The 13,094-nt window shown below is 50.8% G+C and carries 9 protein-coding genes; 8 read left to right on the plus strand and 1 reads right to left on the minus strand.

Going from position 1 to position 13,094, the window contains the following annotated elements; all coding sequences use genetic code 11:
* Position 1 precedes the first annotated feature (1 nt).
* Complete coding sequence (locus B4E62_RS16680; protein ID WP_331352839.1) at positions 2-1,258, plus strand: cellulose binding domain-containing protein; 1,257 nt, start codon at positions 2-4, stop codon at positions 1,256-1,258.
* A gap of 103 nt (positions 1,259-1,361) precedes the next feature.
* On the opposite strand, the gene B4E62_RS16685 is transcribed toward B4E62_RS16680, so the two are convergent.
* On the minus strand, positions 1,362-2,237 hold the full coding sequence (locus B4E62_RS16685; protein ID WP_331352840.1) for an SDR family oxidoreductase: 876 nt from the start codon (positions 2,235-2,237) through the stop codon (positions 1,362-1,364).
* 124 nt (positions 2,238-2,361) lie between these two features.
* Between B4E62_RS16685 and B4E62_RS16690 the strand changes: the two genes are divergently transcribed.
* The 7 genes from B4E62_RS16690 (at position 2,362) to msbA (ending at position 13,094) form a co-directional block, all read left to right on the plus strand.
* Positions 2,362-2,772 (plus strand): helix-turn-helix domain-containing protein, encoded by a 411-nt coding sequence (locus tag B4E62_RS16690; RefSeq protein ID WP_331352841.1) that lies wholly within the window; start codon positions 2,362-2,364, stop codon positions 2,770-2,772.
* 90 nt (positions 2,773-2,862) lie between these two features.
* On the plus strand, positions 2,863-5,847 hold the full coding sequence (glnE, locus tag B4E62_RS16695) for a bifunctional [glutamate--ammonia ligase]-adenylyl-L-tyrosine phosphorylase/[glutamate--ammonia-ligase] adenylyltransferase (RefSeq protein WP_331352842.1): 2,985 nt from the start codon (positions 2,863-2,865) through the stop codon (positions 5,845-5,847).
* 87 nt (positions 5,848-5,934) lie between these two features.
* A complete protein-coding gene (locus tag B4E62_RS16700; protein WP_331352843.1) occupies positions 5,935-6,864 on the plus strand; it encodes a branched-chain amino acid transaminase in 930 nt (309 codons plus the stop codon).
* 107 nt (positions 6,865-6,971) lie between these two features.
* The gene (waaF, locus tag B4E62_RS16705; protein ID WP_331352844.1) at positions 6,972-8,114 is read left to right on the plus strand and encodes a lipopolysaccharide heptosyltransferase II; all 1,143 of its coding nucleotides are present in this window, start codon (positions 6,972-6,974) and stop codon (positions 8,112-8,114) included.
* Positions 8,111-10,105, plus strand: coding sequence for a lipopolysaccharide core heptose(I) kinase RfaP (gene rfaP / locus B4E62_RS16710; protein ID WP_331352845.1), 1,995 nt, complete (start codon positions 8,111-8,113; stop codon positions 10,103-10,105). The genes waaF and rfaP overlap by 4 nt, the downstream gene beginning before the upstream one ends.
* Positions 10,106-10,112: 7 nt before the next feature.
* A complete protein-coding gene (locus B4E62_RS16715; protein WP_331352846.1) occupies positions 10,113-11,297 on the plus strand; it encodes an O-antigen ligase family protein in 1,185 nt (394 codons plus the stop codon).
* Positions 11,298-11,315: 18 nt separating this feature from the next.
* The gene (gene msbA / locus B4E62_RS16720) at positions 11,316-13,094 is read left to right on the plus strand and encodes a lipid A export permease/ATP-binding protein MsbA (protein ID WP_310067899.1); all 1,779 of its coding nucleotides are present in this window, start codon (positions 11,316-11,318) and stop codon (positions 13,092-13,094) included.

A 13,094-nucleotide genomic window follows, 5' to 3' on the forward strand; every position in this document is an offset into this window, starting at 1 on the left:
TATGAAACTGAATTTGCTAAAAAAATTAATGTTGTTGGCCTTGCCGTTGTCGGGCATGAATTCTTCTTTTGCGGCTACAGTTGATTTATTGGTGTTGTACGACACACACAGCGCGAATTATTTTAATCAACAGGTTGAAACCGCAATGCAAAACTGGGTTGCACAAACAAATAATATTTATAAAGACAGCAATATCGATATTCAATTGCGCTTGGTCGGCGCAGTTCCGCATGAGCAGGTCGGTGCGAGTATGGATGCAGTGTTGACCAGTTTGCGTGTGGACACAACCGCCGTTAATTTGCGTAATCAGTACGGCGCGGATTTTGTGACCCAGTTGCACCAGACCGGTGAGTGCGGCATCGGCTATATGGCTGTGAGCGCGCCCTGGGCATGGAATGTGGTTGGTCCGGATTGCGGCCCGCTGGTGCTGGCGCATGAGCTGGGGCACAACATGGGGCTCAATCATTCACGCAAACAAGGTGATACCGGCGGTGCACGCTATTCCTACGCGTTGGGTCACGGTGTGGATGGTTTGTTTGGTACGGTGATGACTTACTCCTGGCTTTATGTAAATAAAGCGAGTGGTCGCGTAGCGAAATTTTCTAACCCTGATGTGAATTGTTTGGGAGTGCCATGCGGCGTTCCTGTCGGACAACCCGACGAAGCTCACGCGGCGCAAGCGTTAAATAATGTGAGAAATGAAATCGCTGCATTCAGATCAGCTATTGCATCCTCGTCGAGTCAATCGTCGTTGGTTGTTGTCTCATCAAGTCGCGCGAGTTCAACGCCAGCTAACACCGTGTCATCGAGTCGTTCATCGCAAGCAATCAGTATTAGTTCCAGTATTCGCTCTTCTACTGCGACAACTTCAAGCCGCTCGTCTGTAGCCAGTAGTCTAATCAGAAGCTCAGCATCCAGTCGGGCTGCATCAAGCACAGGTGTAGTATCGGCGTTGGCGCAGTGTGATTATCGCGTGGTGAATCAAGGCTCGCGCAGTTTTACGGCGGTGATTGATATCACCAACCCTACCAATCAAGTGATTAATGGTTGGTCATTGAATTGGCAGTACAGCAACGGTGCTTACCTGACATACGCCAGTGGCGCTAATGTGTCGGGCCGCAATCCCTACACAGCGGTCAATCAAGCAAATAATGCGAGCATAAATCCCGGTCAGCGTGTGCGAGTTGCGCTGTACGGGATTAAACCGCGCAACAGCTCTCATGAAATACCAGAGTTGACTGGAAAAAGTTGCCGCTAATTTTTCCTATCGTGTTCGCGGCCTTGCTCATTGATGTTATGTGCAACATGAGCAAGGCTGCGCTGCTAAATCCCCGCAACATTTTTATTCCGCAGGGCGAAATTTAATGCACGGCTGCAATTGCTCCCTCTGCTAATGCAGTCCTGATGGTGTCTGCCAAAGGTGTAGTGGCGCGGCCGATCAGCTGGCTCAGTTGGTGGCTTTCATCAAACAGTGCACCCTGCGCAGCACTGGCATCGGATGAAGCGAGCAGAGACGCGAGCCAATCAGGTAGACCTGCGTTCTGTAAAATTCCGCGATATTCCGCTTCCGGTAAATTGTTGTAGGGGATTTGTTTCCCGGTTTGGCGCGATAACTCGGCGGCAAAGTCTGCCAGTGTGTATGCCGCATCCCCTGCGAGTTCGTAAATCTTTCCTGCTTGATCATCGCGCACCAACACTTTTGCGGCGGCAGCTGCATAGTCGGCACGGGCCGCGAGTGAAATTTTTCCATCGCCCGCGCTGCCGAGCAGCACATTAAATTGCAGTGCGGTGGGGATGCCTGCGGTGTAATTTTCTGTGTACCAACCATTGCGCAACAATACAAAAGGAATACCCGACGCTTTGATCAATTGTTCGGTCTCGCGGTGTTCGTGCGCGAGGTCCATTTGTGAATCTTGCGCGTTCAAAATACTGGTGTAAGCGAGTAGTCTCACGCCGGATTTTTTTGCGGCTGCCACCACGTTGCGATGTTGCTCCAGGCGTTGGCCTACCTCATTACTGCTGATCAGCAGTAATTTTTCTACACCCTGTAACGCGGCTTCGAGAGCGGCGGGTTGGGTGTAATCTGCGGCGCGAACCTGCAGTCCGCGCGCTTGCAAATCGCTCGCTTTAGTGGGATTGCGCACCAGCGCGATCAGTTGGTTGGCGGGAATATTTTGTAGCAGTTGTTCGATAACAAGATGGCCCAATTGGCCAGTAGCTCCGGTAATGGCGATCATAAAAACCTCAATTAGTTGCTGTGAAAGAGTAGCTATTGCCACGCGAAAAGGTTGCTTGCGCGCAAGTTCAGGGGCAGAATAGCAATCAAGCTAACTTTTAGTAAGTACGCACAAAAAGGTAAGTATGAAAAAAAACGGTCCGATCCAAAGCGCTAACACCGATCCTCAGTCCGCCAGCTATGCGTCTATCACCGAGGCGCTGGCGGCGGGTAATGTGTTTGCTGACCAGTGCCCCTCGCGCCTTATCCTCAATCACGTCACCAGCCGTTGGGGGGTGTTGGTATTGGTTGCGCTGTTAGCGGGCACCCATCGCTTCAGCGAGTTGCGCCGCAAGATTAACGGGGTGAGCGAGCGTATGCTGGCGCAGACCTTACAGACTCTGGAGAGTGACGGGTTTGTCGCGCGCTATTCGCTCCCGGTAGTGCCGCCTCATGTTGAGTACAAGCTAACGCCGCTCGGCATTGAAGTGGCTGAACAAGTGCGTAATTTAGTGGATTGGATTGAGCAGAATGTGGGGCGGATAAATTTGGGTTAGCGCCCTCAATTCTCGCACGATCTGCTGCTAGTATTCCCCTATCACTCCAATAACCGCGTCCCCTAATAACTGCGATAGAGTCCTGCGTTTATGTTGAATTTTTCCGCAATCCCCGCCGAGTTACATGCCCCCGCCCAGCGTTACTGGGATCAATTTGAAGCTGCCATCCAGAGTCAAAACCTTCCGCATCCGCGTGATCTGTTGCCGGCTTCGATTTCTGCCGATGATTTTTTTCTCCAGTTGACGCGCGCGTTTGTCGCCAGTGAGTTTATTGCCAAGACATCGGCGCAGCGGCCGCAGTATTTAATCGAGCTGGTGCAATCCGGCGCGCTGTTTGAGGCGCAGACGGATGCGCATTTGGATGCATTCGCGGCAGCGGTTAATGCGTGCAATACCGATGCGGAGTTGGATAAATGCCTGCGGCAACAGCGGCAAATGGCGATGATCCGGATTATCTGGCGCGACTTGAACCGCGTTGCGGATATGCGCGAGGTGACGGCAGAGCTGTCGCGTTTTGCGGATAAATCCATTTTGCTCGCGGCGGAATTCCATTATCGCGCGCTGGAAAAAATGTACGGCACACCGATTGGGCGCGAATCGAATTTGGCGCAGCCGTTCATGGTGTTGGGTATGGGGAAATTGGGTGCGGGGGAACTGAATGTCTCTTCGGATATCGACCTGATTTTTACCTTTCCCGAAGGCGGTGAAACCAATCACGCCAGCCGTGCGATTAGCAATCAGGAATTTTTCATCAAGCTCGGCCAAAAGCTGATTAAAAGTTTGGATACGGTGACTGCGGATGGCTTTGTATTCCGCGTGGATATGCGTTTGCGACCACACGGCCAGAGTGGAGCCTTGGCGATGAGTTTCGTGGGCATGGAAGACTATTACCAGACCCAAGGGCGCGAGTGGGAGCGCTACGCGATGATCAAGGCGCGCACGGTGGCGATGGCGGGTGGCGAAGGGCAAATCGCCGCGCGCAAATTGCTGGGCAAAATGTTGCAGCCGTTTACCTATCGCCAGTATATCGATTTCAGCGCGATTGAATCCCTGCGCGAAATGAAAGGGTTGATTGCGCGGCAAGTGCAGCGCAAAGGCATGAACCTCGACGTGAAATTGGGCGAGGGCGGCATCCGCGAAGTGGAATTTGTGGTGCAGGTGTTTCAGTTGATTCGCGGCGGGCGCGATGCGCGTTTGCGCAAACGTAAGGTGCCGGTGCTCTTGCCATTTCTGGAGCAGGAAAATTATTTGCCTCCGGGCGCGGGTTCCGCATTGCTTGAGGCGTATATTTTTCTGCGCAATACCGAACATGCCATTCAAGGTTATCAGGATAAACAAACCCAATCCTTACCCGTTGATCCTATCGGCCAATTGCGCCTTGCCTGGGCGATGGGTTTTGAAAATTGGGACAGTTTTTTTGCGACGCTGAGTGGCTATCGCCAGCGCGTAAATACGGAGTTTAAATCGGTGATTGCAGCGCCCGATGAGGAAGATACGGTCGATCAAAAGGCCTTGGCGTTTTGGATGGGGTTGTGGGAGGGCAGCCTGCAGGGTGAGGATGCGGTTCATGCATTGACCGCGCGCAATATCGAGGGGCCGGAAGCGCTGTTGAAAAATCTCGCCGATTTGCGCGAAGGGCGCGCGGTATTGTCGATGCAGGCCAGCAGCCGCACACGACTCGATGCGTTTATCCCACGTTTGTTGCAAGTGATTGTGCATGAGGCTTTTGGCCCCAAGTTGCCGATTACGATCGCCGAGACCTTTGCGCGCATCGTGCCGCTGATTGAAGCTGTCGCACGGCGCAGTGCCTATTTAGTGCTGTTGGTGGAGAACCCGACTGCCGTGCAGCAGTTGGTAAAACTCTGTGCGGCCAGCCCCTGGATCGCCGACCAGATTGCGCAATATCCGGTGCTGCTCGACGAGCTGCTAACGCCGGAAAGTTTATACACCCCGCCCGATAAAGAACTGCTGCGCGATGAATTACGCCGCGATGTACTGCGTTTGAATTGGGATGATCTTGAAGGGCACATGGAGGCGCTGCGCTACTTCCGTTCGGCCCATGCACTGCGCGTATCGGCAAGTGAAGTGGCGGGTGTGTTGCCGCTGATGAAGGTGAGTGATTACCTCACCTGGATCGCCGAGGTAGTGCTGGAACATGTGTTGAATTTGGGCTGGGAGCATGTGGTCGAGCGCCATGGCCGCCCTCGTCGCAGTGATGGTTCGGTCGATACTGCGCCGGACTTTGTGATTGTCGGCTACGGCAAGTTGGGCGGGATCGAGTTGGGACATGGGTCGGATCTGGATCTGGTGTTTATCCACAATGCCGACTCCAATCTGCACACTGATGGCGAGCGTTCCATCGATAACACCACGTTTTACACCCGCCTCGGCCAGCGCATTATCCATGTACTTAATACCTACACTCCCTCGGGCAAGCTCTACGAAGTGGATATGCGCTTGCGTCCGTCTGGCAACTCGGGTTTGCTGGTGTCGTCGCTCACGGCGTTTGAGAAATATCAAGCCAATGAAGCCTGGACTTGGGAGCACCAAGCGCTGGTGCGCGCACGGGTGGTCGCCGGCAGTGCCGCGCTTGGTGAACAGTTCGAGCAGGTGCGCCAGCGCATTCTCACACAGGAGCGGGATCTGGATAAATTGCGGGCCGATGTGAGCGAGATGCGCCGCAAAATGCGCGAGCAGTTAGGAAGCGAGGGAAAATCCAAACCAAACCCTCTAAATGCATCGAAAACGCCCGCGTTATTTAATTTGAAACAGGATTCCGGTGGTATCGTGGATATTGAATTTATGGTTCAATACGCGGCTTTGGCTTGGGCCGCTAAGGAGCCCAAGGTCATCCGGTACACGGACAACATTCGCATACTCGGATCACTGGAAGAGGCAGGCTTACTCGATGCCCAGTCCGTGGCCCACCTGATCGCGGCTTACAAAGCATACCGATCCACCGGGCACCGTCTCGCGCTACAGCGTCAGGAGGCGGTACTAGAAGGCGACAATCACTTCCTGACCGAACGCGCGCAAGTCACAGCTTTGTGGCAGCAGCTGATCGATCACAACTGATTGCATCGCCCCGAACATTGAGTGCTGCGCGGCTGTGGCCGCGCCTAACAATCCCTCAAACATACATACAGAATTATTGGAGTTGCTATGTCTTTTGCCGATCGCGACGGCGTTATATGGCTTGATGGTGAACTCATTCCCTGGCGCGATGCCAAGGTTCACGTGTTAACCCACACTTTGCATTACGGCATGGGCGTGTTTGAAGGCGTGCGCGCTTACAATAGCTCAACTCTGGGCACCAGTATTTTCCGCTTGCAAGAACACACTGATCGTCTGTTCCGCTCAGCGCATATCATGCGCATGAAAATGCCATTCACTAAAGATGTAGTGAATGACGCACACAAACAAGTTGTCCGTGAAAACGGCCTTGCTGAAGCTTACCTGCGTCCGATGGCATTTTACGGTTCCGAAGGCATGGGGTTACGTGCCGACAATCTGAAAGTGCATATCATGGTTGCTGCCTGGCACTGGCCTTCGTATATGTCCCCGGAAGCGCGTGATCAAGGTATCCGCATCCGCACCTCCAGCTACACTCGTCATCACGTGAATATTTCCATGTGTAAAGCGAAAGCCAACGGCCACTACATCAATTCGCTGTTAGCGCTGCAAGAAGCATTGGACAGTGGTTGTGAAGAAGCACTGTTGCTCGATGCCGAAGGTTATGTGGCGGAAGGCAGTGGCGAGAATTTCTTTTTGGTGCGCGATGGCATTATCTACACACCGGAACTGACTTCTTGCCTCGATGGCATCACCCGCAACACCATTTTCCATTTGGCGGCAGATTGCGGTTATACGATCAAAGAAAAACGCATCACGCGCGATGAAGTGTATGTTGCCGACGAAGCATTTTTCACGGGCACAGCAGCAGAAGTATTGCCGATCCGCGAATTGGATGGTCGTATTATCGGTGAAGGCCGCCGTGGTCCGATCACTACCCGTTTGCAGGATTTGTATTTCAAATCCGTGCGCGGCGAATTGCCCGCGCACACCAACTGGCTGGCACCGGTTGCAAAATAATTGTCGCTAGACAATTGCCACAACGGAGCCGAATGGCTCCGTTATCGTTTTGGTGTTGTGTGTTTTTGTATTAATGATTCTGCGTTACTGTTTCTATTCAAAGTTGCATGGCTGAGCTCTTGTCCATCATTGAATCGCCCACTGCTGAATTGTCGCCTATGACTGAAATTGCTTTTCCTGCCGAGCTAAAAAAAGTCCAAAAAATTTTGGTGATTGGCCCTGCGTGGATCGGCGATATGATGATGGCGCAAACCCTGTTTAAATTACTCAAGCTGCGCAACCCAAAAGTACACATTGATGTGCTTGCCTCGGGGTGGACGCGTCAGTTGCTGGCATGTATGCCAGAAATTCATAACGTGATTGATATGCCGCTTGGGCATGGCACCTTTGGTTTGGGCGAGCGGCGCGCATTAGGTAAATCGCTTGCTGGCGAAGGTTACGATCAGGCGATTGTTTTGCCCAATTCGTTTAAATCTGCTTTTGTTCCATTTTTTGCCAACATTCCGGTGCGCACCGGTTGGCGCGGTGAGCTGCGTTACGGATTATTAAATGATGTGCGCGTGCTGGATAAAAAACGTTATCCTTTAATGGTGCAGCGCTACGCGGCATTGGCGCTACCAAAAAATGCAGAGCCGTTACAAAAATTTCCTTTTCCTGAATTGCGTATTGATAAATCACAGCAACCACAATTATTAACAAAGTTTGCATTGCAGCTTAACCGCCCGCTGTTAATACTTTGCCCCGGTGCCGAGTATGGTCCTGCGAAACGCTGGCCAGAGCATTATTTTGCGGAAGTGGTCGATGAAAAAATTCGCGCCGGTTGGCAAGTCTGGTTAATGGGCTCTGCAAAAGATCACCCGGTTGCCGATGCCATTCGCAATTTATTATTGGATGACGAGCGCGCGCATTGTTACAACCTTGCCGGTGGCACTAGCCTTGGCGAAGCAATCGAATTAATGGCCTGTGCAGACGCAGTATTAAGTAATGATTCGGGGCTGATGCATATCGCTGCTGCATTGCAAAAACCACTCGCGGTGATTTATGGATCTACGTCACCGGAGCATACGCCGCCGCTAACTGAGCAGGTGAGTATTATCAGCAATCAAATTGAGTGCTCGCCCTGTTTTGAACGTGAATGTCCAAAAGTACATCACAAGTGTTTGCGTGAATTGATGCCGCAACAAGTATTGGCCGCGCTCAATGCGCTTATCGCACAACCGGCAATTGTCGCAATGGAAAATCCTGGATGAAATTAGCCTTTGCTATTTTTCGCTATTTCCCCTTTGGTGGTTTGCAGCGCGATATGCTGGCAATTGCACAGGCTGCGCAGGCAAGCGGTCATCAAGTCAGTATTTTTTGCAGTGATTGGCAAGGCGAAAAAATCCCTGGTATTAATGTTATTGAAATTAAAGGTTCCGGCTTTTTTAATGTTGCCGGTGTGAAACATTTTGTCGATGCATTCCAGCAGCACTTCCACCGTAATCAATTTGATTTGTTGGTCGGCTTTAACAAAATGCCAGGGCTTGATGTGTATTTTGCAGGTGATAGCTGTTTTGCGCACAAGGCATATCGTGAGCGCAACTGGTTGTATCGGCTGGCTCCTCGTTCACGTTTGTATCTTGCTTATGAAAAAGCAGTATTCGCTGATACAAGCGAAACGCAAATTCTTTCATTGGTTGCGAGTGAACAAAAACAATTTGTGCGTTATTACGCTACCCAGCCCGAGCGTTTTCATGCGCTGCCTCCTGGGATTTCGACAGCGCATCTCGCCTGTAACAACCCTGGCGCAGCGCGCGTTGCGTTGTGCGATGAATTAGGCCTATCGTCCGATACCAAAATTATTTTGTGTCTGGGTTCCGGGTATAAAACCAAAGCTGTCGATATCAGTATTAATACCTTTGCTGCATTGACAAAAATCATTGCGGATAAAGTCGCGCTGGTGATTGTGGGGAAGGATGATCCACACAGTTATCGTCAACTTGCCGCGCAGGCAGGGATTGAGCAGCACATATTTTTTTTGGGGCCGCGCAGCCCAGTTGGTGATTTGTTGCACTCTGCGGATGCGCTGTTGCATCCAGCACGCAAAGAACTGGCTGGCAATGTGATTTTGGAAGCGATGCTGTGTGGTGTCCCGGTAGTAGCGTCTGATCATTGCGGTTATGCACATTACGTTGCAGATCAGAAAATGGGGGAATTGATTCCCGCTGATGCCTCACCCATCGCGATTGCACAATTGCTTGCCACAACACTCGCGGTTGATGTAGATCTGTGGCGCAAGCGCGCTGCATTATTTGCGCAGACCAGCGACGTATTTTCCCGCTCTGCTATTGCTGTCGCAGCGCTGGAAAGAATTGCTGCTGCGAAAGAGAATCCTGCAGTGCATGCCCTGCAAGCACAAGAATCTGCTGATGCGGTTGTGATCCTGCGCGAAGAATTAAGCGATGCATGGAAAGGCCAGGATGTGTTTGCGTTAATGGAAGATATGCAGGGCAAAATAGCGCGCGAAATGAAAGATCGCCAGACCCTGCGTTTTGAAATCAATGGTCAGGGTTATTATCGCAAATGGCATCGCGGAGTGGGTTGGCGGGAAATCATCAAAAATTATTTGCAGCTTCGTTTACCTGTGTTAGGTGCCACCAATGAATGGCAGGCACTGAATAAATTGAGTGCATTGGCGGTCCCCAGCTTGATTCCAGTTGCCTATGGGGTGCGCGGTAAAAATCCGGCACGCCAGCAATCCTTTATCGTGACGCGCGAGCTGACAGATGTGATCCAGCTGGATCATTTTTTCGAGCAGCATTCAGTAAGCGTTAAGGCCAAGCACCGCATTTTGGCGAGCCTCGCTATTATTACCCGTGAGTTTCATGCTGCTGGTATTAATCATCGCGATTTTTATCTCTGCCATTTTATGTTGAATACAAAATTTATTGCAGACCAAAATCTTGCGCCGGAGATGTATCTGGTGGACTTGCATCGCGCACAGCTGCGCCCACGCGTGCCTGAGCGCTGGCTGGTGAAAGATTTAGGCGGTCTGTTATTTTCGTCATTGAATTTGCCTTTTACACGGCGCGATTATTTGCGTTTTATACGCGTGTATTTTGCGCAAGAGTTGCGCACTTTGTTAGTGGAACAAAAACATCGGCTGGAAAAAATATCGGCACGTGCACGTGCTACTTATAAACGCGAATTTGGGCACGAGCCGTTGTTATCGGATCACTTGTTGCCTGATCAAAGGAATTAAGCGGTTTATGAATTTATTCAAGCGCGACTGGCGCGAACAAAAATTATCGAGCTGGGCGTTTGGCGGTCTGTGGGTATTTGTCACCGCCTTTTTATGGTCGCCCTCGCGCGATGGAGTGGAGGCTGTTTACGCGCTCGCCTTTTTTATTCCCATCCTGTTGTTATTACCGTGGCGCAAGCCGGAACTGTATCAGTACGGTGGTTGGTTTAGCGTTTCTGCATTGGCTTATGCAGGTTGGAGTTGCATAACCAGTGTATGGGGCAGCGATGCAGGATTTTTTATTTTGCAGTTTTTGATTCTTGCTGCTTGGCTGTTAGGGGCAGCGTTGGTAATACACAAAAAATCACTGGATTGGGATAAATTTCTATATTGGTTTTTACTAATCGGCGCGCTAACGGCGACAATTTGCATTGCGGTATTTTATTGGAGCCATCCACTTGCGGCACGTCTGGAGGGCATCACGCTTGCGCGCGCGCCTACTTTAGTGGGGCAGGTTTATGGTGTGGTGGTGTTGGTGGGTATTTTGCTGTCCTGGCGCACACCCTGTTTTAAGTGTGCACTCGGTTTATCGCTTGCAACCATTCCCGCTTTGGCGGCGCTGGGTTTGTCCCAAAGTCGCGGGCCTTTGTTATCGCTTGCTCTGGTGCTGGTAATTGGCCTCGTTTGGTTGCGCCCGGGGCGAAAAATTTTATTGACGCAATCGTGCGCTGCATTGCTTGCGCTGGGTGCAGCGCTTTACTTTTTTCCATTGGATCAAGCATTGCTTGGGCGCGGCGCCTCTTTTCGCGATCAAATCTGGTGGGACGTCATTGCGCAAATGCGTGCGCAGCCGAGCTTGTTCCTATCGGGTATTGGTATGGAGGCGTCAACCGATATTGCGACTGGCATTGGGTCTTATCACCACGCCCACAATGCATGGTTGGACATTTTATATCGCACGGGTGTAGTTGGATTGGGTTTGGCCTTGATTCATCTTATGTTGTTATTGTGGTCAGCGCGCCAGCATCGGCACTTGGCGCCACTGACACTTTGGTTAGTCTACGGCTGTGGTTGTCTATTTGTTGATTCGCGCAGTTTGTTTTGGGAAATCGATACCAAGTGGTTGCTCTATTGGGTGCCCGCTGCGTTATTGGCCGCGAGTCTGGTGCGCGAAAACAATTTGCGTGTGAAGCATCCGCGCATAAAACATTAATCTGATTCTGGATAATTTATGAATCCTGTACAGAAAGAACATCCTGTGGTGGGCGACACATCGGCCTGGGTTGTTTATAAACGCCTGCTTACTTATGTAAAACCCTATTGGTTGTTATTTGTAGTTGGCATTGTTGGTTTTGCGCTTTATGGTTATTCGAACAAATTGTTTGTCCACACGCTGGAAAATTTAATCAATGTTATTTCTGAGAATAATCCTGCCGATCGTTATTTGGTTCCCTTGCAAGTAATGGGCATTACTGTGTTGCGCAGTATCGGCGCATTTCTTGGGGCTTATTATTTATCCAAAATTGCGTTCAGTGTGATTCACAATTTGCGTACCCAGGTGTTCAACCATATGACGCAATTGCCGAACGCACATTTTGATAAAAGCAGTTCTGGGCATCTCATCTCAGTCATTACTTACAATATTAATGGTGTGACGTCAGCGGCGACCGATGCGTTAAAAATTTCCCTCCGCGAAGGGTTAACGGTGATTTTTTTATTCGCAACGCTGATCCAGATGGATTGGCGGTTGACAATGATTTTTATTGTGATTGCACCGGTGATTGGTTTTCTGGTTTCTGTGGTGGGCAAACGTCTGCGTCGGTTGAGCAACAAAGTGCAGAATTCTGTGGGAGATATCACCCAAGTTGCAGGTGAGATGATTAACGGTGTGCGTGTAATGCGCAGCTTCGGCGGTGAAGATTATGAGAAGCAACGCTTTGAAGCCGCGAGCAGAAAGAATTACCAACAGAATATGAAGATTGTGGTGACATCCGCTGCGAATACACCCTTGATCCAACTGATCGTCGCCGCCGCTATGGCTGCGTTGATTTTTATCGCGCTTAGTTTTATGGAAATTGCTGATCCAGCAAAATTTGTCGCCTATATGACCGCTGCGGGAATGATGCTTCCATCCATGCGTCGTTTGGGAGAGGTGGCACCGGCGATATTAAAAGGCGTCGCTGCAGCCGACAGCGTGTTTACCTTGCTTGATACACCGGCCGAAGAAGATCGCGGTACCCGTAAAATCGAGCGTGTTAAGGGAGAAGTTGAATTAAAAAATGTAACGTTTTGTTATGCCAATCAACCTGCTCCCGCGTTAAATAAAATTAATTTAACGGTAAATGCCGGTGAAGTAATTGCACTGGTTGGACGCTCGGGAAGCGGTAAATCCACGCTTGTAGGGCTGCTTAACCGTTTTCACGATGTAACCTCAGGCGACATTTTAATTGACGGTATTTCGGTGCGCGATTACACGCTCGCCAGTTTGCGCGAGCAGATCGCCCTGGTGAACCAGCAAGTGACCTTGTTTAACGATACGGTTGCGGGCAATATTGCCTACGGCAGTTTGCAGTCGCGCTCGCTGGACGAGATTCGTCGCGCTGCCGATGCAGCTTACGCTACGGAATTTATCGAACAATTGCCTGAGGGGTTTAACACGATAATCGGCGAATCGGGAGCGCGTTTATCAGGTGGCCAGCGCCAGCGTCTAGCCATTGCGCGTGCTCTCTTAAAGGATGCGCCGATCTTAATTCTCGATGAGGCAACATCGGCGTTGGATAATGAGTCTGAGCACTATATCCAGGCGGCGCTCAGCACTGTGATGAAGGGCCGCACCACTTTTGTGGTTGCACATCGTTTGTCTACAATTGAGCAGGCTGACCGGATTATTGTGCTGGATCATGGTGAAATACTGGAGCAGGGCACCCATGCGCAATTGCTGGAGAAAAATGGCCACTACGCCAGGCTCCACGCCAAGCATTTTAATGATGATGAGATCCCCCCTGAATAG

It is taken from the genome of Cellvibrio sp. UBA7671 (assembly GCA_002483145.1).
GTDB classification, from domain to species: Bacteria; Pseudomonadota; Gammaproteobacteria; order Pseudomonadales; family Cellvibrionaceae; genus Cellvibrio; species Cellvibrio fibrivorans.